Source organism: Plantactinospora sp. WMMC1484 (genome assembly GCF_049315195.1).
GTDB lineage: Bacteria > Actinomycetota > Actinomycetes > Mycobacteriales > Micromonosporaceae > Plantactinospora.
The window spans coordinates 117,582-141,641 of record NZ_CP186055.1; the positions used below are offsets into that span (position 1 = coordinate 117,582).

The window sequence follows — 24,060 nt, forward strand, 5'->3', positions numbered from 1 at the left end:
TCCCCCGGAGCTCGGCGGACGCGTGGGCCTGAACCAGCTCGGCCTGGATCGGGGCCTGGTGCGCCTGCGAACGCTGGAGGAGTTCAGTGGTCAGCATGCCGCCGACCTCTGACACCGGAGCGGGGACAGCAGGCAGCGCCCACGGTCGCCGGGTGACATAGGTCGTCCCCATCGGGGCCACCTCCTGACTCTCACTCGTCGCCAACATCGGACTCGTCCCCCTCTTGAACAGCCTGAAAGCCGCCGCTCACGAGGTGTGCCATGAGGCTATGCCTCCTCCGGGCGGCAGGGCAAACGAATTACGGCGAGATCTCGGAACTTTCTTCCGACACTTTCCGACAGCCGGTCGGTCAGCCCGGCGACGCCTCGGCCCCACCCTCCGTGAGCAGCACATCCTGCACCGCGACACCCTCGACCAGGGCGAGCACCGCGTCGCCGTACAGGGCGACCTTGCGGGGACCGATCCCGGCGATCGCCAGCAGCTCGGTGGGGCGGGTCGGGCGGCGTTCGGCGAGCGCGACCAGGGTGGCGTCGGTGAAGACCACGTACGCCGGGACCCGCTGTGCTCCGGCGACCCGGCCCCGCCAGTCCCGCAGCCGCTCCAGCAGCGCCTCGTCGAGATCGGAGGGACAGGTCGCGCATCGGCCCAGTTTCCGGTCGGCCCCGGCCAGCAGCGTCGCCCCGCAGACCCGGCAGGAGACGACCTGCACCCGCCGACGGTCGGGTTTCCGACCACCGGCAGCGGACGCCTCGGCCGGACGGCCACCGCCGGAGCGCTCGAGCTGGGGGAGGAAGCGGCACGGGCGCCGGAGCCGGCCACCGGGCGAGCGCGCCGCGGCGTACGACAGCCAGAGCCACTGCCGGGCCCGGGTCACCCCGACGTAGAGCAGCCGGCGCTCCTCCTCCACCTGCTCGGCGGTCTTCGCGTAGCTCGTCGGCAGCGTGCCGTCGGAGAGCCCGACAAGGAAGACCGCGTCCCACTCCAGCCCCTTCGCCGAGTGCAGCGAGGCCAGCGTCACCCCCTCGACCGTCGGCACGTGCTGCGCGGCGGCCCGCCGGCCCAGGTCGGCACAGAAGTCCGCCAGGGAGGGTGGCCGTTCCACGGCAGCGGCCTCGCCGATCGGCAGGACGGTAGGGGTGGCCGCGTACTCCTCGGCGAGCTGGACCAGGGCGGCGAGCGCCTCCCAGCTCTCCCGGGCCGCGCCGCCGGGCGGGGCGGCGTCCGGTGCCCAGCCGACCGCGGCCAGCGCCTCGACCACGGCCGGGACCAGCGGCGCCTCGCCCGGCGTCGACCGGGTCGCGGCGCGGAGCGCGACCATCGCCTGACGGATCTCGGGCCGCTCGAAGAAGCGTTCCGCGCCCTGGACCTGGTACGGCACCTCCGCATCGGCCAGCGCCTTCTCGTACGCCTCGGACTGCGCGTTGGTCCGGAACAGCACCGCGATCTCCCGGGCCGGCGTGCCGGCGGCGACCAGGTCGCGGCAGCGTGCCGCCACGGCGGCGGCCTCGGCCGGCTCGTCGGGGAAGATCCGCAGGTCCGGCTCGGGGCCGGGTGGACGCTGCCCGACGAGCTCCAGCCGCAGCCGCGCCTCGGCGCCCCGGGCCTGCCGGATCACCGCGTTGGCGAGCCCGACCACCTGCGGCGTCGAGCGGTAGTCCCGGACCAGCCGCACCACCACCGCGTCCCGGCGCAGCCGGGGAAAGTCGATCAGGTATGCCGAGGTGGCGCCGGTGAACGAGTAGATGGTCTGGCTGGCGTCGCCGACCACGGTCAGGTCGTCCCGGCCACCCAACCAGACGTCCAGCAACCGCTGCTGGAGCGGGTTGACGTCCTGGTACTCGTCGACCACGAAGTGCCGGTACTGCGCCCGGATCTGCTCGCCGACGTCCGGGTGCTCCTCGATCCCCCACACCGCCGCCCGGAGCATGTCCTCGAAGTCGATCACGCCGTTGGCGCGTTTGACCTTCTCGTATCCGGCGTAGACCTCCGCCACCTTCGCCGGGTCGTGCGGGGTCTCGCGCAGCGCCTTGGCCGCCGCGACGACGTACTCGCCCGGCTCGACCAGGGACGACTTGGCCCACTCGATCTCGCCGGCCAGGTCCCGGGCGGCGGCCCGGTCGGTGCGCAGTCCGGCGCGGGCGGCGGCGAGGGTGACCAACCGCACCTTGCTGTCCAGGAGTTCCGGCATCTCCCGGCCGGCGAGCAGCCGGGACGCGAAGTAGCGGACCTGGCGCAGCGCGGCGCCGTGGAAGGTCCGGGCCTGCACCCCCGGTACCCCGAGCGCGCCGAGCCGGGCCCGCAGCTCGGCGGCGGCCCGTGCGGTGAAGGTGACCGCGAGCACGTGCCGGGCGGCGATCTCGCCGGCCGTCACCCGGTACGCGATGCGATGCGTGATCGCCCGGGTCTTGCCGGTGCCGGCGCCGGCCAGGATGCAGACCGGCCCGGCCGGCGCGGTCACCGCGGTGCGCTGCTCCGGATCGAGTCCGTCCAGGATCCGCGCCAGGTTCGAGTCAGCCGCCACAGCTAGGAATCATGGCAGCCCTTCGCGGTGTTGCACCTTTAGCCTGTGTGATCGGCACCCCGTCCGATCCGACACCCGACCGGCCCGATCGGTCGGGCCGGCCGGCTAACGACTGAGCACCGCGGAGGTCTCGACGATGTTGACGATGTATTCCACGCCCTGGTGTGGCTACTGCCACCGGCTCAAGTCACAACTGGACCGGGAGGGCATCGGCTACGTGGTGGTGGACATCGAGCAGGACCTGGCCGCGGCGGAGTACGTGATGAGCGTCAACGGCGGCAACCAGACCGTACCGACGCTGAGGTTCGATGACGGTACGGCGCTGACCAACCCGTCGATCGTCGACGTCAAGAAGCACCTGGCCGCCCGCGCACAGAGCTGACCCTGCCGAGCACCCCCGGGGCCGGGTCGGGCCGTGGCACCGGCCGTGGCATCGATGCGGCGTCCCGCGGCGCGGAACGTGCCCGCCCGGCCCAGAGGTATCCGGCCGCAATCGTCATCACCACCGCGATCACCACGAAGAGCAGCCGGTAGTCGACGACGGCGACCAGCAGCGCCCCGCTGCCGATGGAGATCGCCTGCGGGCCGCTGATCAGCGCCTCGGAGGCGGCGGCGACCCGGCCCAGCAGTGGTCCGGGGGTGCGGCGCTGGATCAGCGTCTTGAGCCCGACGAACGCGATCGGCAGGCCGAAGCCGAGCAGCACCAGGGCGACGAAGGCCAGCCACAGCGTCGGGTACGCCAGCAGCAGCGCGCCCGACGCGAAGACCGCCACCCCGACGGCGAGCGCCGCCAACTCGCCGAACCGGCGTACCACGGCCGGGGAGGAGAGCCCGCCGAGCAGCCCGCCGATGCCCTGCACGGCGACCAGCACCCCCACGAAACCCGGCTGCCGGCCCAGCCCCTGGTCCACGTACGCGAAGATCAGCGACTCGCTGAAGCCCATCACCAGCACCGCCAGGGCGGCACCGACGACCGCGCGCCGCAGGGCGGGTTCGGCGACCATGTGCCGCAGCCCGGCACCCACCTCGGTCACCCAGCGGAGCTGCGCAGGTCCGGGCACCCGCTCGGCGATCCGCAGCGCGGAGACCGCGCAGGCGGCACCCACGAAGCCGACCATGCCGACCGCCGGCAGGGTCCAGCCGCCGGCCCCGGTGTAGAGGGCCGCCCCGGCCAGCGGGCCGATCAGCCGCAGTCCCTGCTTGACGGTCTGCAGGACGCCGTTGGCCTGGGCCATCAGCTCCTCGGGCACGATCTCTTTGATCAGTCCGTTCAGGGTCGCGCCGAGGGCGACGTAGGAGAGTCCGTACAACGCGCCCACGACGTAGATCACCCAGACGTCCCCGCGGTCCCGGACCAGGAACAGCGGGGTGAGCACCACCGCGGTGGCCAGGTTGGCGAGCAGGAAGAACGGGCGGCGGCGAAACCGGTCCACCACCCAGCCGACGAGCGGGGCGAGGGCCATCGGCGCGACCATGGCGAAGATGGTGGCGCCGGCCATGCCGTCCGAGCCGGTCAGGTCCTTCACCCAGACGGCCAGCGCCAACAGCATGATCGACTCCGCGGTCATGCTGAAGACGAGGCCGGCGAAGAGCAGCCGGAAATCCGGCCGACGCAGGATGGTTCGCATGCGAGGGGTCCCTTTCGAGGTGGCGGCGAGCAACACGCCGGACCCCGGACGCCCGGTCGTCAGGGTGGTCACCGCCGACGGGTGAGGACGCGGGCGCCGGGTCGCCCGCGGTGGTTCGTCCGCCGTACGGGGGCGCGCCAGGGGATGGCGTACGGCGTGGTCGTCGTCGTGAACAGGCCTGATCGTCCTCGAGAAATCGTCGCAATCGATGGTGCGGTGCCGCCCGGTTACGGTCGGAACTGGATCGGCTTTCCGACGGCACCGCCCCGGAAGGTTCCGGAGGGCCCTTCCCATTTAGACACGCCGTTACCATCCGGCGGCACGCCGTGAGCGGGGCGCGGCATACTGGACCGCCGGGAGTGTGACCGCGACGGTCCGCACCTGCCCGGCGACGGGCGAGACGCGATCGAGAGCGAGGATCCAGTGCCTGCTCCTCAACCCAGCCCGATCCTGCGGCGACGCCGGCTCGGCGCGGAACTGCGCAAGCTGCGGGAGTCGGCCAGGCTCACCGGCGACCAGGTCATCGAGGCGGTGGGCTGGGCCTCGGCCTCCAAACTCTCCCGGCTCGAGAACGGTCGAAGCCGGCCCGACCTGCGGGACGTCCTCGACCTGCTCGATCTCTACAAGGTCACCGGCGACCGGCGCGAGGAACTGACCGCGATCACCAACGAGGCCGGCGACATCCGGGCCTGGCTGCGCTCGTACGCGACGATGACGCCCCGCCAGCGCGGCTACGCCGAACTGGAGGCGGGTTGTGCGGAGATCCTCGAGTACAGCCCGGTGATCGTGCCCGGCCTGTTGCAGAGCAAGTCGTACGTCAAGCTACGGATCCTCTCCTCCCGGCAACTGGTCAACGACCCCGGCCAGGACGACACCGAGGACGCCGACACCGAGGTGAAGGCCCGGTTGGCCCGGCAGTCGCTGCTCACCCGCGAGGTAGAGCCGCCCCGCTACTCGGCCGTGATCGAGGAGGCCGCACTCGGCGGCCGGGCCGGCCCGCGCGAGGTGCTGCGCACCCAATTGCTCCAGTTGCGCAAGCTCGCCGGGCTGCCCAACGTGACGATTCAGGTACTGCCCACCGAGCAGACCATCGCGGACTGGTATCTGCCGCACACCGGGTTCTCGCTCTACCGGTTCGCCGAGCCGGAGGATCCGGAGACCCTGGCGATCGAGGGACTGGCCACCAACCTGATGGTGACCGACCAGAAGGAGATCAGCACGTACTCCATGGTCTTCGAGTGGCTCCAGGACGCGGCGCTCGGTCCGGAGGAGACGATCACCTGGCTGACCGAGCGGGCGGAGCAGCGCGCGTCGGGTCCGGCCCGCAAGCCCGCGAGCCGCGACCCGGGAATGCCGCCGACCCAGCGCAGTCGCCGCTCCGGCCGGCTGACCGAGCAGTAGCCGCACCGGGCAGTAGCCTGACCGGGCAGTAGCCGCACCGGGCAGTAGCCGCACCGGGCAGTAGCCGCACCGGCCGACTGACCGCAGGACAGCCGAGCCCGCCGGACGGGCCGCGTCCACAGCCGTGCGTACACAGCCGCCGGCTCCCGTACGGGAGCCGGCGGCCTCGTCGTGCGCCACGGAGGACAGTGACCGGTATCACCTGATCGGACGAGCGATTACTCCAATCGGCGCGTTTCACTTGCCGACCGACCCGCAATGGGTGAACATAGCCGAAGGGGGACGTGGAAGTTCCACGAAATGACTTCGTTAGGTAATCGCAGGATCATCGTCCGTCACCGGCCCTCGGAGACAGCCATGCGGTTTCTCATCGTTCGCACGGATATCCGCGCCGCCGCCGATGACGAGTTGGCCGCCGCCTGGGCGCAGGGGCAGCGCCTCCGCGACGAACAGACCTCCCCGGAACAGCGCCGTCAGATCCTCCGGGCCGACGACCGGGACGCCGCACTCCTGCTGGCCAGGGCCCTGTCCACTGTGGGCGCGGTCCGGTCCGGACGACAGCGGGTCAAGGTACTGCCGGTGGGCAGGCCCGACCGGCGACTCCACGCGGAGACCCGCACCGGCAACCCACAACCGACGAATCTCGGCCCACAGTCGAGATCCGGCTAGACGACCGTCGTCGGCCGGGCGGCGTCCCCCGCCACGCTCCATGCCACACCCGGCTGCGACGGCCTGTGATCTTGGCTCGTGATCGTCGCGGCAACGGCGATCGCGAGCCAAGATTTTTGTGCCGCAATCCAGCGGGAGAGGCTCGGCGCCATCCGGAACCACCGGGCGCTGCCATCCGGGCTAACGGATGCCGTCCAGCCATCGGCGGATCAGGAAGAGTGCGATCGACGACGGTGGCGGCAACGCCAGCCGCAACCCGTCGCCGACCTGCACCACCTCCCCGTCGAGTACCGCGGTGATGTCCCGGCGGCTGAACCAGTCCGCGTGCGCGATCTCCACCGGGTCGAGCCGCAGGGCCCGGGCCGGGTCACCCAGGGCGGAGAAGCCCAGCATCAGCGAACCCGGAAACGGCCAGGCCTGGCTGGCAACGTACCGGATGTGCCCCGGCACCAGGCCGACCTCCTCGGTGACCTCCCGGACCACCGCGTCCTCGGCCGACTCGCCCGGCTCCACATAGCCGGCCAGGCACGAATACCGGCGCACCCCATGGGTCGACCGCCAGGTGGCGTTGTTGCCGAGCAGGCAGCGACCGTCCGGGCCGGAAACGCCGTCGTGCACCAGCACGATCATCGCCGGATCGGTACGGGGCCAGAGCGGGTTGCCCGCCTCGTCCCGCCGGGACCAGCCGCCGTCCCCCACCACCGTGGCGAGGCCGGTCTGCGACGAGTACAGGTGCCGGGCGTGCCAGTTCGCCAATGCCAGCGCGGTGGTGAGCAGTCCGGCGTCCCGGGCGGCGAGCAGGTGCCCGATCTCGCGCAGGTTCGCCGGCCGGGTACCGGCGATCTGCGGCAGCGGCGCGTCGATCGCGAACACCGGCACCCCGTCCGGCTCGACGCCGAGGAAAAGCCGAGCCTCCGGCGCGCTGTCCCGTGCCGCGTCCGGACCGAGCAGGATCAGCTCGGTCCCGGGACCGGAATCCTCGACCAGGGCCCGCCCGCCACCGGCGACGTCCACCACCAGCACCCGGGCCCGCCGCCACGCCTCGGCCAACCACCGCTGGTCGGTCCGCCGGTGCGCGGCGCGGTCGAGCGTGGACCGCGCAAGCGGCGGCTGCCCGACCGGCGGCTGCCCGACCGGCGGTGGAGGATCCGAGGTCACGAGGTCACGACCCTGCGGCCTCGGTCCGCACCGGTCCCAGCACGCCCAGCGGCGCCTCGACCTGGCCGGCGTCGCCGAGCACCACGGTGACGGCCCGGGCCGGCGCCAGGTAGGTGGCCGCCGCCGCGGCCACCTCCTCTCGGGTCGCCCGCGCCAACCGGGCGGCGTGCTCGGCGAGAAACTCCAGCCGGAGCCCGGAACCGGCGTACGCGCTGGCCACCGCCGCCAACCCGGCCTGGGTGGAGATGCCGAGCTGGAGCGTGCCGAGGGCGTACTGGCGGGCTTGCTCCAGCTCGTCCTCCTTCGGCGGCAGCGAGGCCAGCCGACCCAGTTCGTAGATCGTCTCCAGCAGCGCCGGGCCGGTCACCTCGGTTGCCACCTCGGCGGCGACGACCAGGGCGGACCCGGCGACCGAGTGCTCGACGACCGAGTGCGGCCCGTACGTGTAGCCCTTGTCCTCGCGGATGTTCTCCACCCAGCGGGACGAGAAGTAGCCGCCGAAGACCAGATTGGCCAGTTGCAGCGCGGCATGGTCCGGATGGGTGCGCGGCACCGCCGGCAGTGCCAGCCGGAGCGACGACTGTACCGCCCCGGGGCGGTCCACCAGCAGCAGCGGTCCCGGCTCCAGCGGCGGGGTCGGTGGCAGCTCCCCCGGCGCGCCGTCCCCGGTCCAGCCGCCGAGAGCCCGCTCCACCGCGTCGAGCGCCCGAGCCGGCTGCACGTCGCCGACGAGCAGCAGCACCGCCCCGGCCGGACGCACCCGACCCGCGTGCAGGGTACGCAACTGGGCCGGCCGGACCGCCTCGACCTGCTCCGGCTCCGGCGTCTGCACGGCGTACGGATGCCTGCCGTACATCCGCTTCAGCAGAGCCCTGCGGACCAGGTGGGCCGGCTGGCTCTGTGCCATCCGGATCCCGTCGATCAGCCGCGCCCGCTCGGTGGCGACCTCGTCGGCCGGATAGCTCGCCCCGGTCACCACCTCGGCCAGCAGTTCCAGGAGCCGGTCCAGCCCGGTGCTGAGGCCGTTACCCGAGATCATCAGCCGGTCGGCGTCGGCCCCGGCGGAGAGCCCGCCGCCCACCTTCTGCAACTCGGCGGCGAGCCGCACCGAGGACATCGTGGCCGTGCCGGAGAGCAGCGTCTGCGACAGCATCAGGCCCCGGGCCAGGTGGGCCCGGCCGAACGGCACCCAGAGCCGCACCTCGACCAGCGGGACGGCCGGCCGGCGCAGCACGATGACCGTCAGCCCGTTCGGCAGCGTGTGCTCCACCTCGCGGGGCAGCTTGAGCTTGCGGTTCGGCCCGAGCGCGGGCAGCGTACGGATGCTCACCTGGCACCTCCACCCGGGACGACCTCGACCGCGGCCCGGCGCTGCGGTCGCAGCGTGGCGGCCGCCGCGCGTACCTGCTCCCCGGTCACCTCGCCGACCAGCCGGGGCAGCTCGCCCAGCAGCCCCGGATCACCCCGCTGCTGCTCGAGCACCGCCATCTGCAGCGTGCGGCCGAGCACCGCATCGGTCTCCCGGAGCAGGTGGGTGGCCATCCGGGCCTGGGTCCGGGCCAGCTCCTCGGCGTCGAGCCCGTCGGTGGCGAGCCGGTCGATCTCCTCGTCGACTGTCTGGAGCACCTTCTCCACCCCACCGCCGGGCGGCAGGTGGGCCTGGAGCACCAGCGCGGTCGGGTCCCGCACGTCGAACGGGTCACCCATCAACCCGAGATAGCCGCCGACGCTGGTCACCGTGCGGTCCCGCAGCACCAGCCGCTCCACCAGCCGGGATGCGTCGCCGTCGGTGAGCACCTCGGCCAGGACCACGTACGGCAGGTAACCGGCGAAGTCGTCGATCGGGTCCGGCACCCGCCAGGCCGCCGCCACCGCGGGCAGCGGCGCCAGCCGGTCGACGTACGACTCCCGCCGCTCTCCGGCCAGGTCCGGCTCGGCGAAGTCGGGCCGGACCGGCGCCGGCCGGGCCGGCACGTCCCCGAAGTGCCGCTCGATCAGCTCCGTCGCCTCCGCCACGTCCAGGTCGCCGCCGACCGCGAGCACCGCGTTGCCGCAGGCGTAGTAGCGGTCGAAGAAGTCGATCGCGTCGGCGATGCGCGCATTCTCCAGGTCGTCGAAGGAGCCGTACCCGTCGTGCGCGTTGGCGAAGGTGTCGAAGAGCACCGGCGGCAGTCGCAGCCAGGGAAAGCCGCCGTACGGCCGGTTGAGCACGTTGACCCGGATCTCCTCCTTCACCACGTCGACCTGGTTGCGGAGATTCTCCTCGGTGAGCCGGGGCCCGCGCATCCGGTCGGCCTCCAGGAAGAGGGCCCGCTCCAGCGCGTTGCTCGGCAGCGTCTCCCAGTAGTCCGTGTAGTCCAGGTGCGTGGAGCCGTTGAAGGTCCCGCCGGCACCCTGGACGTGCCGGAAGTGCGCCAGCTTCTCCAGATTCTCCGAACCCTGGAACATCAGGTGCTCGAAGAGGTGGGCGAAGCCGGTCCGCCCCTCCGGCTCCGACCGGATGCCCACGTCGTAGATGACCGCCACGCCGACCACCGGGGCGCTACGGTCCGGTGCCAGCACCACCCGCAGGCCGTTCTCGAGGGTGAACCTCTCGATCGAATGCTTCGTCGCTGGAATTCTCGATCTTCCCGCCGCCACGAACCGACCCTAGCGCGTCCCACCACCATCGGTGACCGCCCTGCACCTGCCGGCCGTTTCCTACACCCGCGCGGAGGCTCCCTACACCCGGACGGAGGCGAGAGCGTGCTCGACCACCCAGTCGAACTCCCGATGCGTGCCGGGAATCGAGATGTAGAGGATCGCGGCGGTCGACCGACCGACGTCGATGCAGGCCACCGCGGCCAACTCGTCGGTGGCCCGCAACCCCGGCCGGGTGAAGTGCAGCCGGAACACCGACACCCAGGCCGGGCGGCCGTCGAGCGTCGTCCGGCCGTCCCGGATCGACTCCAGCCGGTTCGGCTGCGGGTAGTACTCCGTCCGCACGTCGGTCGTCACCTGCCGACCGACACACTCGAGGTCGAAGGTGAGGGCGTCGTTCTCCGCCGCCGGCACCGCCGCGGAGAGGATGGAGGCGTGGTAGTTGCTGAAGCCGTCGTACTCCGACTCGGTGACGAAGTGCTGCCCGGTCCGGTACGGCACCTCCAGGGTGCCGGCGCTCCAGACCGTGCGCCACGGCTGCCACGGGGCACCGTAGGCGGCGTACGAGATGCCCGCCTCCGGATCGACGGTGCGCTCCGGGAGCGGCTGCCCCGGACCGGGCGGCGGCACCACGGGCTCGACCGGCTCCGGCGCGGCCGGCCCCGGCGAGCCGGGCACACCGGGCGTCGGTGCTCCCGGTGCGGCCTGGCCCGGCGAACCCGGTGGCGGACACTTCCGGGCCAGCGGGGGCCGGACATCCGTCGGAGCCTCCGGTCGGCTCCAGATCGGCTCGACCCCGCCGGACATGGTCAACCCCAGCACCACCACCAGACCGATCACCAGCACGGCGGCGGCCGCACCACCGAACCACCACAGGCGACGGTTCCCCGGACCCCGCCCACCGCCGGGCGGTGCCGGAGGCGGCTCCGGTGCCGGTGCGGGTAGGCCGGTCCGGGTGACGACGCCCGCTGCCCAGGCGGTGCCGGACGGCGCCTGCGTACCGTCGGCGTGGCGCGGAACGTTCACCGGCATGGTCCTAGTCAACACCACGGGCCGGCGGCCGGCCGAGCGCGTCGGGCGGGCGCCCGCGGCTCGACCGCCCCCCTCCGCACGCCTGACCTCCGGTTGTGGACCGCTGGAGAGCCGGCGCGACCGATTCGCTCAGCCGTCACCCGCGACGGTCATCCCGATGTCCCCGGATTCCGTACCCGTCGGAGCGTGCAACTCGACCACCTCGACCTCGGGCACCCCGGCGGCAAAGCCGTACCACGGCGTGAACGCGGCGATCGTGGCGAGCATCAGGCCACCGACCGCGAGCGCAAGCACCACAAGGATCTCCCGCATCGCCCCCTGGCCGACACGCACGGTCATTGCAACCTCCCCCAGTGCGACCCTTCCCCAAGGTCGCTGGTTCCCCCAGGACAGGATGGCCGGCCGAGAGGCCGCACACAGTCACCCATCGGACCCGATCAGGTGAATTCACGGGCATAGTTGTCCTGACCGATCGGCGCTCCGATCATGCGACCGGCAAGCGTCGATCATGCGGCCCGGTCGGCGGCCGTTCCTGCGGCGCCCTCAGGCGGCCCGGCGAAGGCGGCGCGGCCGGGACCTTCCACCGGCCACCCGTTTCCCGGAACCGCGCTTCGGCACCGCACTCGCCGCCACGGTCGGTGCGCCGCTCGAAACTGCGCTTGAAGCCGCGGTCAGAGCCGCGCTCGAAGCCGCGGTCTGCGCCGCAGTCGAAGCCGCGGTCGAAGCCGCAGTCTGCGCCGGGACCCGCGCTCCGGTGAGCCGCACCAGCGCCTCGTCACCGGGGCGGACCGCCAGCGTCTCGGGCCTGATCCCGGCATCTCCGAGGAGCCGGGACATGTCGCGGCGCTGCTCCGGCAGCACCAGCGTGACCACCCGACCGGACTCACCCGCCCGGGCCGTACGGCCACTGCGGTGGAGGTAGTCCTTCGGGTCGGCCGGCGGGTCGACATTCACCACCAGGTCGAGTCCGTCGACGTGGATGCCCCGGGCCGCCACATCGGTCGCCACCAGGGCGGTCACCTGGCCGGCCCGGAACTGCTCCAGGACCCGGGTCCGCTGCGGCTGCGACTTCCCGCCGTGCAGCGCCGCCGCCCGTACGCCCCTGGTCAGCAGCTGTCGGGCCAGCCGGTCGGCCCGGTGCTTGGTACCGACGAAGAGGATGGCCCGACCGTCCCGGGCCGCGATCTGCGCTGTCGCCGCCGCCTTGTCCGGCGCCTCCACCTGGAGAACGTGGTGGGTCATCGAGGTCACCGTGGCGGTCGTGGGGTCGACGGAGTGCGACACCGGGTCGGTGAGAAACCGGCGGACCAGCCGGTCGACGCCACGGTCCAGGGTGGCCGAGAAGAGCATCCGCTGCCCACCCGGCGCGACCTGGTGCAGCAGGTCGGTGACCTGCGGCAGGAAACCCATGTCGGCCATCTGGTCGGCCTCGTCGAGCACGGTGACGGCGACCTGGTCGAGGCGGCAGTCGCCCCGGTTGACCAGGTCCGCGAGGCGACCCGGAGTGGCGATCACCACCTCCGCTCCGGCCCGCAGCGCCTCCGCCTGCCGGTGCAGCGACAGCCCGCCGACCACGGTGGCGCAGCGCAGTCCGAGCGGGCGGGCGTACGGGGCGAGGGCCGTGGTCACCTGCTGTGCCAGCTCGCGGGTGGGCACCAGTACCAGGGCGAGCGGGCGGCCGGGCCGGGCCCGGCGCCCAGCGGTGCGGGAGAGCAGGGGCAGGCCGAACGCGAGGGTCTTGCCGGAGCCGGTACGCCCCCTGCCGAGCACGTCCCGGCCGGCCAGGGAGTCGGGCAGGGTTGCCGCCTGGATCGGGAACGGCGTGACGATGCCGTTCGCGGTCAACGCGGCGTGCAGCCCGGGAGCCAGCGGTGCGTCCGCGAACGAGCGGATGGGGCGGGTGGGGCGGGTGGAGCGGGTCATTACGGGACCTTCCTCGAAGCGGTACGTGTCGAGGAAGGTCGCCGGCGGCAGCACCGGCGGGCTGGGCCACCGGCCGTTCTCGCCCGGTGACCGCAGCCACGGACCGGGAAATACGCGGGAGCCAGCCCGTGCCGTCGGGCGCGGGCTGGCCGCGTCACCACGCCGGTCTGGGCGCGGTGGTCGAACGTGGTCTCCGGGCTGTGTCACCGCAGAGGCCGCACTTCCGGGCTGTCGCCCGGAGATGCCCGGTCAGAGCGGGCGGATGTTCTCCGCCTGCGGGCCCTTCTGGCCCTGGGTGACCTCGAACTCCACCCGCTGGTTCTCGTCCAGGCTGCGGTAGCCGGAGCTCTGGATCGCGGAGAAGTGGGCGAAGACGTCGGCGCCGCCGCCGTCCGGGGTGATGAAGCCGAAGCCCTTGTCGGCGTTGAACCACTTCACGGTGCCAATTGCCATGTGTTTCGTCTCCTGACGGAACGTTACGGTCCGCACCTGTTGCGGACCGAAGTTGTGCCCACCGGAGCGGTGGGTCGCTGTCGCTCTGGTCGCCCCGCCCGGAGAACTCCGGACACAACAAAGCGCGCCTACGGTCACAATCCCGTAGGCGCACACAGAGTCTCTGGGAACCAAAACTGCAACGCCACCACGCTAGCACACCGCCGGCCCGGCGACGTCAATTCCGGCAGATTCGCGTGCCGAACCCCCGCCGGGCGCTCACCGGCGCCGGCCCACCACACGACGGCCCACCACACGACGGCTCGGCGGACGACGGCTCGGCGGACGACGGCTCAGCGGACGACGACCGCTTCCGGCACTCGCGACACCAGGGCGGCCAGGCCGTCGGCGTCGAGCAGGTCCGCCGGTCGGACGGTGACGTTCTCGCGTACGTAGTGGAAGGCCGCCCGTACCCGCTCGACCGGAACACCGGCCAGTTCCGCCCAGGCCAGCCGATAAGCCGCCAACTGCACCGCCGCCGCCTCCGCCTCGCCCCCGGTCGGCCGCCGGCCGGTCTTCCAGTCGACCACGTCATAGCGCCCGCCGGGCAGGCTGAAGACCGCGTCCATCCGGCCCCGGACCAGCAGCCCCCCCACCAGAGTGGCGAACGGCACCTCGACCTCGATTGGTGTGCGGTCGGCCCACTCGCTGCCGAGGAACCGCTCCTGCAACTCGGCAAGCGCCTCGTCCGGGGCGGCGTCCGAGTCCGCCGCCCCGGGCAGCTCGTCGACGTCGAGCAGCCGACTGACCCCGTACCGCTGCTCCAGCCAGGCGTGGAACGCGGTGCCCCGGCGAGCGTACGGCTCGGGCGGCCGGGGCATCGGCCGGCGCAGCGTACGGGCCAGTGCCGCCGGGTCGCGACGCAGCATGACAAGCTGCGAGACGGAGAGATGTTCGGGGAGCGCCACCTCGGCCGGCCCTGAGCGATGCATCAGCATCTCCCGCTCGGCGAGCAGCAGGTCCGCCTCCCGCCGCCAGGCCACCACCTCCGGCTCCACCACCTCCGGCTCCACCACCTCCGGCTCCGGCTGGGGGAAGGTGTTAGGAAGGGGCCCTTCTACAACAGAAAACGATAACGGGGGGCCCTTCCTTTCGCCTTCGGCGATGAGCTGGCGGACGAGCGCGGCGGCCTCGGCGAGCACCGGCCGGCGGGCGCCGAGCGGATCCGCCGGCCACTCGGCCCGGAGTACCACCTCGGTGGTCGGGTTGGTGGCGTCGGCCGGCGGCTCCGGTGTCCAGGCGTCGACCACGAAGCCACTCCGGCCGTCCTCGGCCGGAGTGGCGAGGCACCAGTCGTAGATTTCGGTCAGGAACGCCGAAGGGCCGCGCGGGCGCTTCGTCCCCTCGCCCCACCAGTAGCCGGAGCAGAGCAGCAGCCGGCGCGGCCGGGTCACCGCGACGTACGCCAGCCGGCGTTCCTCCCGCTCGTCGTGCGCCCGCCAGTCGTCGGTGAAGGCGGTCAGCGCCCGCGCCACCGCCTTCTGGTCGTCGGCGTCGGCCAGGGCCAGCCTCGGCAGCCCGTCCGCGTCGCCGCGCAACGGAAACGGCAGCACCCCGAGGCCGAGCAGGTAGTGGTCGGAGCCGCGGGCGGCGCCGGGCCAGACGCCCCTGCTCAGCCCGGCGACCGAGACGACGTCCCACTCCAGCCCCTTGGCGGCGTGCGCGGTGAGGATCTGCACCGCACCCTCCACCACCTCGACCTCGCCCGGGGAGAGGCCCCGCTCCTCGTCCTCGGCGGCGGCGAGGTAGGCGAGGAAGGCGTGCAGCGGCGCGCCGGCCGAGTCACCGGCGAACCGGGCCGCCACGTCGCCGAGCGCGTCCAGGTGCCCCCGGGCCAGGCCGGCGTCGCCGCCCCGGCCGTCGCTGCCGGCGCGTACCGCCACCTCCACGTCGAGGCCGATGGTCCGCTCGACGTCCGCGAGCAGGTCCGGCAACGGCTGGTCCAGGCGGTGCCGGAGCAGGCCGAGTTCTTTCGCGTACGCCCGCAGCCGGGCATAGCCCTCCGCCGAGTACGCCTGCGCCGGGCCGAGGTCGGCCAGCGCCTCGACCAGGGTCGCCTCGTCCAGCCGGTCGGTCACGATCTCCGGCTCGGCGTCGTCATCGTCACCGCCCCGGGGCAGTGCCTGCCGGGCGCGGGCGATCGCGGTGGCGCGCCGGTGCAGGGCCACCAGGTCACGCGGCCCGATCCGCCAGCGCGCCCCGGTCAGCAGCCGGAGCAGCGCGGCGCCGTCGGTCGGGTCGGAGAGCACCCGCAGCGTGCAGACCACGTCCCGCACCTCGGGGGTGTCGAGCAGCCCGCCGAGCCCGACCACCTCGACCGGCAGCCCCCGGTCCCGCAGTGCCGCCTCGATCGCCGGGATCTGGCTGCGCAGCCGGACCAGCACCGCCGTCGTCGGCCGGGCCACCACGGGTATCTGCTCGGGCAGCGCGTCCGGCATCCGGGCCGCCCCGCGCCACGCCGCGAGGATGCTGTCGGCGATCCAGTCGGCCTCGTCGGCGTACGTGTCGAGCAGCGCGCAGTGCACGGTGCCGCCCGGGTAGCCCCGGGCGCTGCGCCCGGGAATCTCCTCGTCCACCCGGTAGGCGGCGGCCAGCTCGGCGACCTGGGCCCCGGCGGCCCGCAGCGGTGCGGCGAGCCCGTTGGCGACGTCCAGGATCTGCGGCCGGTTGCGCCAGCTCGTGGTGAGGGTGCGCACCTGGGCCGGGGTGCCGTCCGACCCGGCGAACTCGGCCGGGAAACGGTCCAGGGTGCCGGCGCTGGCGCCCCGCCAGCCGTAGATCGACTGGCACGGGTCGCCGACGGCGGTGACCGGGTGCCCGCCGCCGTAGAGGGAGCGGAGCAGCACCACCTGGGCGTGGCTGGTGTCCTGGTATTCGTCGAGCAGCACCACCCGGTAGCGTCCGCGCTCGATCGCGCCGACCTCCGGGTGGTCCCGGGCGACCAGCGCCGCGCGGGCGAGCTGGTCGCCGAAGTCCATCGCCTCGAAGTCGTCCTTGCGCTGGGCGTACGCCCGGACCAGCGGTAGCAGCCGCAGCCGGAGCTGTTGCAGGTGCAGCGCCCTGCGCACGTCGGCGTAGACCCGGCCGGGCCGGGACTGCACCTCGGCGAAGAACCGTCCGGTCCAGGCGGCCAGGTCGTCCGGGGTGACCAGGTGTTCGGCCAGATCGGCGGCGAGCGCGAGGACGGCGTCGGTGATGGTGCTCGGCTGTCGCTCCACCTCGGACATGTCCCCGTCGTGGTTGCGGACGATCGAGTCGACGATCTGCCAGCGGGACGCCTCGGTGAGCAGCCGGGTGGAGGGCTCGTAGCCGCCGCGCAGGCCGTGCTCGGTGACGATCCGGGCCGCGTACGAGTGGTACGTCGCCACGGTCGGCTCGCCGCCGAACGGGTCGTCGTCGCTGTTGCGGCTGTTCCGGCCCAGCCGGCGCACCAGTTGGCCGAGGCGGGTCCGGATCCGGGTGCCGAGTTCGCCGGCCGCCTTGCGGGTGAAGGTGAGGCCGAGGACGTGCCCCGGTTCGACGTACCCGTTGGCGACCAGCCATACCACCCGGGCGGCCATCGTCTCGGTCTTGCCGGAGCCGGCCCCGGCGACCACCAACAGCGGTTCGACCGGCGCCGAGATGATCGCGGCCTGCTCCCGGGTCGGTGCCGGCAGCCGGAGCAGCTTGGCCAGCTCGACCGGGGTGTAGCGCGGGCCGGCGTCGGCGACCCGCTGGGGCGGCGCCGAGGTGAACAGGGATGGCTGGGTCACCGTCCCTCCCCGCCGTCCCGCTGGCTGGGCGGCCTCGGCGCCGGGTCATCGTCCGCGCGGGTGTCGCCGGGGCGGCGCCGGGTGGGCGGCTCGACGACCTGCCGGCCCTGACCGGAGATCGGGCAACTGGTCCGCACCGGGCAGACCCGGCACTTCGAGTTGGCGACGGCGGAGAAGGTGGCCGCCGCCATCGTGTCGGCGGTACGCCGGACCATCGCCCGCGCCCAGCTCCCGGTCTCCTCGGCCGGGGCAACCGGCGGCTGGACCTGCTCCCTGGCGTCCTGGGTCGGGGTGCCGAGCTGCACCAGCGCGGCCCCGCCCGGCTCCGACCCGGCGCCGAACTCCTCGAAAGCCCCCGCCTCCACCGCCGCCTGGTAGGCGCCGAGCTGCGGATGCTCGGCCAGCTCCGACGCGGTCACCGCCGTCGACCTGCCGGTCTTGAGGTCGATCACCACGAGCCGGCCCTCGGCGTCCACCTCCAGCCGGTCCACCCGGCCGGTCAGCTCGATCGGGCGCTTCGGGTCGTCGAGGCGTACCGCGAACTCGTGCTCGATGGCGAGCAGCCGGCGCGGGTTGCCGGCGAGCCAGCGCAGCAGCTTGTCCACCATCACCTCGGCGCGGGCCCGTTCGGTGCCGGCCATCCAGCGGGCGGCGAGTTCGATCACGTCGAACCGGGCGGCGACGTATTCCAGCAGCTTCCCCCGGTCGGCGCTGGCGTCCTCGGCGAGCATGGCGGCGGCATGCACCAGGTTGCCGACCCCCTGCGCCGAGCTGGCCGGCGCCCGGCCGCCGTGCCGCTCCAGCAGCCACCGCAGGCTGCACCGCAGCGCGCTCTCCATCCCCGACGGGGTGACCCGGACCGGTTCGCCCTCGTCGACAAGCGGCCGGTCGTCGGAGAGCGCCCGCAGCCCCCACCAGTCGTCGGGGTGCGCTCCCGGCACTCCGGCCACCGCCAACCGGGCCAGCTCGGCCGCCGCCGCCCGCCGCCGGCCCGGCGACGCCGCCGGATCCGTCACGGCGGTACGCAGCTCGGCCACCAGCGCCGCCAACGTCAACGCCCGCGGCGGCCGTGCAAGGAAGGGCCCCCCGTTATCGCTTTCTGTAGAAGAAGGGCCCCCGCCTAACACCTCATCCGGCCCGGCGCCGGACGGTGCGCGCGGGGCCGCCGGGTCCGGGTCCGGGTCCCGCGGGGCCGCCGCGTCCGGGTCCGGCGGGGCGAGTTCGTAGAGGAAGCGGCTGGGCTGCTCCTCGTGGTCGGCGACCCCGACCGCCGCCGAGGCGACCGCGCTCACCAGCAGCCTCCGCCGGGCCCGGGTAGCGGCGACGTAGAAGAGCCGGCGCTCCTCGTCCAGGATCGCCGAGGTCTGCCCGACGAGCGTGGCCGCCTCCCCGGCCCCCTCACCCCGCCCGGCGAGCAGGTCGACCAGCCGCTCCGAGCCGAGCAGGCTGCCGCGCAGCCGCAGGTCCGGCCAGATTCCCTCCTGTACGCCGGCCACCACCACCAGGTCCCACTCCAGCCCCTTGGCCGCGTGCGCGGTGAGCAGGCGTACCGCCTCGCCCCGGTCGGCGCTCGGCGCGATCGTGTCGGCCGGCAGGTCCTGCCCCATGACGTGGTCGAGGAAGACCTCGGTACGCGCCCCGGGCAGCCGGTCGACGAACCGGGCCGCCGCGTCGAAGAGTACGACGACCGCGTCCAGGTCCCGGTCGGCGGCGGCGGCCCGCCAGCGCAGCCCGGTGTCCTGGGCGCCGGCCGTGGTCTGTGACCGGGCCAGGGCGGCACTCCAGCGCTCGGCGAGCCCGCTGGCCCGCCACACCGTCCAGAGCACCTCCTCGGCCGTCGCCCCCGGCACGGCGGCGGCCTCCCGGGCGGCGGCGAGCAGGCTCGCGACCGCCTGGGCCGGCGCCGCCCAGCGGCGTTCGATCGCCAGCAGGTCACCCGGCTCCCGTAGTGCCTCCACCAGCAGGTCGCCGGAGGGGCGCCGGTCGCCGCCGGCCAGTGCCAGGGCACGCAGCCCCTGCCGCAGCCGCCGCTCGGCCAGCGGGTCGGCCCCGCCCAGCGGGGAGTGCAGCAGCGTGACGGCCGCGTCCTCGTCCAGCCGCTCCGGCTCCAGCGCACAGCGCAGCAGCAGCAACAGCGGCGCCACCGCCGGTTGCAGGTGCAGCGGCAGATCCTCGGCGTGCACCACGGTCGGCACCCCGACGGTGTGCAGCGCGCGCTGCAACGGCGGGAGTTGCAGGGCTGTGGAGCGGAGCAGCACCGCCATCCGCGACCAGGGGACCCCGTCGAGCAGGTGCGCCGAGCGGAGAGCGTGGGCCAGATAGGCGGCCTCGCTGGTGCCGGAGCGGAACGTGCGGATCTGCACCGTCCCCGGCGCGGCGCCCGGCACCGGGCGCAGGTCACGGTGGGCCACCGGCCCGCGCAGCCGCCGCGCCAACCGCCGGGTCGCGGCCAGCAGCTCCGGCCCCGACCGGTACGACGTGTGCAGCAGCCGGGTGCCGGCCACCGCCCCCGAGGCGGTACGGAACCGGTGCGGAAAGCTGTGCACGATCTCCGGGTCGGCGCCCCGGAAGGCGTAGGTGGACGAGTCCGGGTCACCGAAGGCGACGAGTGACCTGCCGCCGCCGGCCACCAGATGCAGCAGGTCGATCTGGGCCGGGTCGGTGTCGGCGAGGTCGTCGACGTAGACGTGTGCGAGCCGGGCCCGCTCGGCGTCGAGCAGGTCGGGGTCGTCGGTGAGCAGACCGGAGGCGGCCCGGACCAGTTCGGCCGGGTCGTAGGCGACCGAGCCCCGGGTGCTGACGTCGCGCAGGGCGAGCACCGCGACGTACTGCCGGAGGAACCGGGCGGCGGCCGGCCAGTCGGCCCGGCCGAGCCGTTCGCCGAGCCGGGCCAGCTCGACCGGCCCGATGCCGCGCTCGGCGGCCCGCATCAGCAGGTCGCGGAGCTGTTCGGCAAAGGCCCGGGTACGCAGCGCCGCACGCAACTCCACCGGCCAGCCGACCGGGTCGTCGGGTTCGTCCGCCGCCGGCCCGGCCTCGCCACCGTCACCGTCGACCTCCTCGAGACCGATCACCCCGAGCAGCTCCCGGATGATCAGATCCTGCTCCGGGCCGGTGAGCAGCCGGGGCGAGGGCTCGCCGCGCTCCGCCGCCGACCGGCGCAGCAGCCCGAAGGCGTACGCCGGGAAGGTGCGGACCAGCGGCTCGTGCAGTACCCGGTTGGTGGTCTCGGCGATCCGCGCCTCGATCCGGTGCCGCAGCGCGGTGGCGGAGCGGCGGCCGAATGCCAACACCAGGATGCGTTCCGGGTCGACGCCCTCGGCGACCCGGGAGACGACCGCCTCGACCAGGGTGCTCGTCTTGCCGGTGCCCGGTCCACCGAGGACCAGCAGCGGGCCGTCGGTGTGCGCGACGACCTCCCGCTGCTCTGGGTCGTCGTGTCGGGCCGGCCCGGCCTCGGCCGGCCGGCGAACCAGCCGGTACGCCTGCACGTCGCCCATCACACCACGCCGCCCCGACGAGCGACCCTCAGGTACGCCCGTGTCACGCCTGTCCGAGTGGTCCGACCGAGGACCGTCGCGTCACAGGAATACTCCGTCTCGTGGGCGGCGTGTCGGTCGGGATGTGGGGTTGTCGGGTCGGGGTGGCCGTTCGGCGAACTGTCGAGCTGCGCCGGTTACCATCCGGCGGGCAGTCGGGGTGGCGATTCCGGTCAGTCCGACCCGACGTCAGAGGGGTGACCTGACCGTGAAGGTCGCGGCGGCCCGGTCCGGGGCGCCGCTGGGGGTCCGGATACGCAACTCCGATCCGCTGTGCCAGAGATAGCGGCTCGGATAGTTGCGCGAGCGTAGCGAGATTCCCTCGCCGGCCAGTCCGGGAATGGCACAGAACGTGGCGTCGGCGGCGAAGAGTGCCGAGCCGTCGCGGCGGTGCAGATAGATCCTGAAGTTCTGGTGCCGCAGGTAGTAACCCGGATAATTCACGGATTCGAGGGAGACGCAGCGCCGGTCGGCCAGGCCGGACCGGATCACGAATGTGGCGTCGAGCCGGTCGTGCCACCTGCTGCCCGTGCCGATCCGGTCGACCCGTCCGACGAATCGCGCGTGCCGGATCCGGAACCCCGATCTCGTGACCGGCTCCAGCCCGACCCGGGCGCCCTGGGCGAGCGTGGGCGGCTTCGGCGCTTCCTCCGCCTTCGGCGGCGCGGTCGTACGGCCCGGGGACGTCGTACGGGTTGGCTGTTTCGCGGGGGCGGGCGGCGTCGTACGGCCGGGTTTCGGGGTGGGGTTGCGTGCTTCGCTCACCATCCCGACCTCCGCCGCCGGGTCCTCACCGTCCGGCTCCGGCGGATCCGGGCTCGGTGCACCGGGGAACGACAGGTCGTCGAGGGGCACGCTCGACCGGATGTCGGGCAGGACCGGCGCGGATTCCCACTCCATCCGGGTCTGGCCGGCACCCTGTGCCAGGAAGACGGTCGCGAGCGTCGCGAGCATCAGCAGCGCGGTGGTGCCGGCGAGCAGCACGCCGGAGGAGGAGCGCTCCCCGGAGCCGTGCCAACGGTCCCGCCGGGCCACCCCCGCGACGCGCCGCCAGGACCGCTCCCGATCCGTTCCCACCGGAACCGGTCCGGCGCCGGTGTCGACACCGCCGCCGTCGACGCAGGTGGACGTCGATGAATGCGAAACCGCAGCTCGACGGGCTCGACCGGCTTCATGAGAAGGCAGCCACCTGCCGATTCGCAGTGCTCCGGCAATGTCGTCCTCAGACACGTGTGCTCCATTCCAGTCGGCCGCCGCTACACCCCGACTGCCCCGCGCGGAAGCTTCCTCGCGTCGCGGGACGTGTCACTTTCCCACCTGATCGAGGTGGAGTACAAGTCTCGACTGATCGTGACGATTGGAGTAATGGGCACCGCACGGAATCAAATTCCGACCCGTACCGGCAACCATGCCGAGGGTCAGACGGCGGTCAGCCAGAGCAGGGCGGCGGCGCCGAGCGAGGCCAGCACGAACCAGCAGGCCAGCAGCGGGCCGACCGGCGGTCGTGGTGGCTCTACCGTCGGTGGCGGTACCGCGCCGGCAGTCGCGAGTGCCTGCTCGCGGGCGTACCGGAGGGCATTGGCCAGTTCGTCGGCGGTACGCTCGCCCGGCGCGGCCGGGAGCAGCCGGAAATGCCTCCGCGCCACCACCGCGACGAACGTTTCCCCGTCGTCCTCATCGTTCTCGTTCTCGTCCTCGTCATCCTTCTCGTTCTCGTCCTCGTCGGCGATGACGAGCACGCCGCCACCTTCGGTCTGCTCCACCCGGGTCCGGGCCGACCAGGTGATCTGGACGATCCGCCACGGCGTCACCTCGACCAGACCGCCCGCGTTCCAGCACAGGTACGGGCGCAGCCACCGCCTCCATCCGAAGTAGAGCGCGGCGGCGGTCAGCGGCGCCGCGATGCCCACGGCCGCCACGGCGTCCAGCGGGGCGACCAGGCCGGCGACGAACTGACCGACGGTCGCCAGTGTCACCGGAACGGTACCCAGCGCCCTGGCCCAGGCGAGCAGCGGATGCATCCGGTGCAGACGCAGCTTGGCCGGGGTGGCCCGCCGGTCGGCGGCGGCGAGCAGGGTCAGCTCGACGGCGGGCTCGTCGGCCACCGGAAGGTGTTCCCCCGTGACCGTGTCGACCGACACGTCGAGCAGCGACTCCACCGGGCCGGATGGCATCCGGAGCCGGCCACCGACGCGCACCGCGCACCACCTCCCCGGCCGGGGGTCGCCGTAGAGCACCGCCGGCACCGGCACGTCCTCGGGACGGGTATCGGACGGATCGGCGTCGGACGACTCCGCGTCGGACGACTCCGCGTCGGGCGGATCGGCGTCGGGCGGATCGGCGTCGGGCGGATCGGCGTCGGGCGGATCGGCGTAGACGGCCGGCATCGTGGCCACGGCTGCCCGGCCGGGGCCACTGCCGGGCAGGAAGACGTACACCTCGTGGTAGTTCTCGACCGCGCGTACCGCCCGGACGGGTTGCGCCGTCGCGAAGAGCCGGCGCAGCGCCGCATTGGCGTCGAGGGCACGCAGGGCGCCGGCGAGGGCGACCGAGCCCGCGATCGCCGCCAGGGCCAGCCAGCCGGTCGCGTCGTAGGGCTCGCTGACCGGTTGGCGGAGCCCCCGGCCGTCGACGTAGAGCGCTATCGGGCCGCCGACCGGATGGTCGGCCGCGTCCAGCACGTCCACCTTCACCGAGCTGCCGTCCGGCAGGTCGACCCGGGCGGTGAACTCGTCGACATGCTCGCGCACCGTCCCGGTGACCTGCCGGGCCGCCCGCTGCTGGGCGTCCTTACGCGCCTGCTCGGCATAGGACCACCAGGTCAACGCGGCGACCCCGACGGCGAGCACGCCGGCCAGGGCGAACCAGCGCCGGCCGAGTACCGGCAGCCGGGTGTCCGGGGCCGGGGCCGGCCGGTGGTCCGTCACCGGCGGCGTCACGGCCGGACCCGGGTCGCCGGCCCGGCGGGCCGGATCGGAGACGTACCAGCCGACGGCGGCATGCCCGGCCACCACCGGGTAGACCCACCACGACATGACCGGGTCGGCGATGTCGGCCAGCACGAATGTCACCGCCATGGCGGTCGCCAACCAGGCCGCGGTACGCGCGTGCAGGTATACGGCGATCATCGATCCGGCGAGCAGGCCGATCGAGGTCGCCGAGACCGCACTCGGCCGGCACGGCTGCGCCACCGAACAGGGCCGGGCCAGCTCCGCACCGGCTATCGCGGCGGTGACCACGGCGGCGCCGGTGAGCAGGAGGAGCAGGCGGGGATCGCGCCACCAGGGCCGGTTCGGGGACATCG

At 73.5% G+C, this 24,060-nt stretch carries 16 protein-coding genes; 3 read left to right on the forward strand and 13 right to left on the reverse strand.

What is annotated here, in order from left to right; all coding sequences use genetic code 11:
- Nucleotides 1–350: 350 nt before the first annotated feature.
- Nucleotides 351–2,522 carry an ATP-dependent DNA helicase UvrD2 gene (locus ACN28C_RS00550; RefSeq protein WP_422771662.1) on the reverse strand — a complete coding sequence of 724 codons (2,172 nt, stop codon included), beginning with the start codon at nucleotides 2,520–2,522 and terminating at the stop codon, nucleotides 351–353.
- Nucleotides 2,523–2,658: 136 nt separating this feature from the next.
- Here ACN28C_RS00550 and ACN28C_RS00555 point away from each other — a divergent pair, with 136 nt between their 5' ends.
- On the forward strand, nucleotides 2,659–2,904 hold the full coding sequence (locus ACN28C_RS00555) for a mycoredoxin (protein ID WP_422771663.1): 246 nt from the start codon (nucleotides 2,659–2,661) through the stop codon (nucleotides 2,902–2,904).
- Here ACN28C_RS00555 and ACN28C_RS00560 read toward each other — a convergent pair.
- Nucleotides 2,870–4,150, reverse strand: a complete 1,281-nt coding sequence (locus ACN28C_RS00560; protein ID WP_422771664.1) for an MFS transporter — start codon at nucleotides 4,148–4,150, stop codon at nucleotides 2,870–2,872. The two genes, ACN28C_RS00555 and ACN28C_RS00560, sit on opposite strands and share 35 nt — an antisense overlap.
- A 423-nt stretch (nucleotides 4,151–4,573) precedes the next feature.
- On the opposite strand from ACN28C_RS00560, the gene ACN28C_RS00565 reads away from it, so the two are divergent.
- Both ACN28C_RS00565 and ACN28C_RS00570 read left to right on the forward strand, forming a co-directional pair.
- Nucleotides 4,574–5,551 carry a helix-turn-helix domain-containing protein gene (locus ACN28C_RS00565; protein WP_422771665.1) on the forward strand — a complete coding sequence of 326 codons (978 nt, stop codon included), beginning with the start codon at nucleotides 4,574–4,576 and terminating at the stop codon, nucleotides 5,549–5,551.
- 357 nt (nucleotides 5,552–5,908) lie between these two features.
- On the forward strand, nucleotides 5,909–6,220 hold the full coding sequence (locus tag ACN28C_RS00570) for a hypothetical protein (RefSeq protein ID WP_422771666.1): 312 nt from the start codon (nucleotides 5,909–5,911) through the stop codon (nucleotides 6,218–6,220).
- A 180-nt stretch (nucleotides 6,221–6,400) separates the two neighbouring features.
- Here the strand turns inward: ACN28C_RS00570 and nudC are convergent, their stop codons facing one another.
- From nudC to ACN28C_RS00625, 11 genes are all read right to left on the reverse strand, one after another.
- Complete coding sequence (nudC, locus tag ACN28C_RS00575; RefSeq protein WP_422771667.1) at nucleotides 6,401–7,378, reverse strand: NAD(+) diphosphatase; 978 nt, start codon at nucleotides 7,376–7,378, stop codon at nucleotides 6,401–6,403.
- Between the two features lie 4 nt (nucleotides 7,379–7,382).
- On the reverse strand, nucleotides 7,383–8,708 hold the full coding sequence (locus ACN28C_RS00580; protein WP_422771668.1) for a M16 family metallopeptidase: 1,326 nt from the start codon (nucleotides 8,706–8,708) through the stop codon (nucleotides 7,383–7,385).
- Nucleotides 8,705–10,018 carry a M16 family metallopeptidase gene (locus tag ACN28C_RS00585; RefSeq protein WP_422771669.1) on the reverse strand — a complete coding sequence of 438 codons (1,314 nt, stop codon included), beginning with the start codon at nucleotides 10,016–10,018 and terminating at the stop codon, nucleotides 8,705–8,707. The genes ACN28C_RS00580 and ACN28C_RS00585 overlap by 4 nt, the downstream gene beginning before the upstream one ends.
- An 81-nt stretch (nucleotides 10,019–10,099) precedes the next feature.
- Nucleotides 10,100–11,044 carry a hypothetical protein gene (locus ACN28C_RS00590; protein WP_422771670.1) on the reverse strand — a complete coding sequence of 315 codons (945 nt, stop codon included), beginning with the start codon at nucleotides 11,042–11,044 and terminating at the stop codon, nucleotides 10,100–10,102.
- Between the two features lie 135 nt (nucleotides 11,045–11,179).
- Nucleotides 11,180–11,389 carry a hypothetical protein gene (locus tag ACN28C_RS00595; protein WP_422771671.1) on the reverse strand — a complete coding sequence of 70 codons (210 nt, stop codon included), beginning with the start codon at nucleotides 11,387–11,389 and terminating at the stop codon, nucleotides 11,180–11,182.
- Between the two features lie 204 nt (nucleotides 11,390–11,593).
- Nucleotides 11,594–12,973 (reverse strand): DEAD/DEAH box helicase, encoded by a 1,380-nt coding sequence (locus tag ACN28C_RS00600; RefSeq protein WP_422771672.1) that lies wholly within the window; start codon nucleotides 12,971–12,973, stop codon nucleotides 11,594–11,596.
- 249 nt (nucleotides 12,974–13,222) lie between these two features.
- On the reverse strand, nucleotides 13,223–13,426 hold the full coding sequence (cspE, locus tag ACN28C_RS00605) for a transcription antiterminator/RNA stability regulator CspE (protein WP_007464836.1): 204 nt from the start codon (nucleotides 13,424–13,426) through the stop codon (nucleotides 13,223–13,225).
- A 332-nt stretch (nucleotides 13,427–13,758) separates the two neighbouring features.
- Nucleotides 13,759–17,217, reverse strand: coding sequence for an ATP-dependent helicase (locus ACN28C_RS00610; RefSeq protein WP_422771673.1), 3,459 nt, complete (start codon nucleotides 17,215–17,217; stop codon nucleotides 13,759–13,761).
- The gene (locus tag ACN28C_RS00615) at nucleotides 17,214–20,708 is read right to left on the reverse strand and encodes an ATP-dependent helicase (RefSeq protein ID WP_422774916.1); all 3,495 of its coding nucleotides are present in this window, start codon (nucleotides 20,706–20,708) and stop codon (nucleotides 17,214–17,216) included. Before ACN28C_RS00615 ends, ACN28C_RS00610 begins: the two co-directional genes overlap by 4 nt.
- Before the next feature lie 237 nt (nucleotides 20,709–20,945).
- Nucleotides 20,946–21,833, reverse strand: coding sequence for an AbfB domain-containing protein (locus ACN28C_RS00620; RefSeq protein ID WP_422771674.1), 888 nt, complete (start codon nucleotides 21,831–21,833; stop codon nucleotides 20,946–20,948).
- Nucleotides 21,834–22,174: 341 nt separating this feature from the next.
- The gene (locus tag ACN28C_RS00625) at nucleotides 22,175–24,058 is read right to left on the reverse strand and encodes a hypothetical protein (protein WP_422771675.1); all 1,884 of its coding nucleotides are present in this window, start codon (nucleotides 24,056–24,058) and stop codon (nucleotides 22,175–22,177) included.
- Between the last annotated feature and the right edge of the window lie 2 nt (nucleotides 24,059–24,060).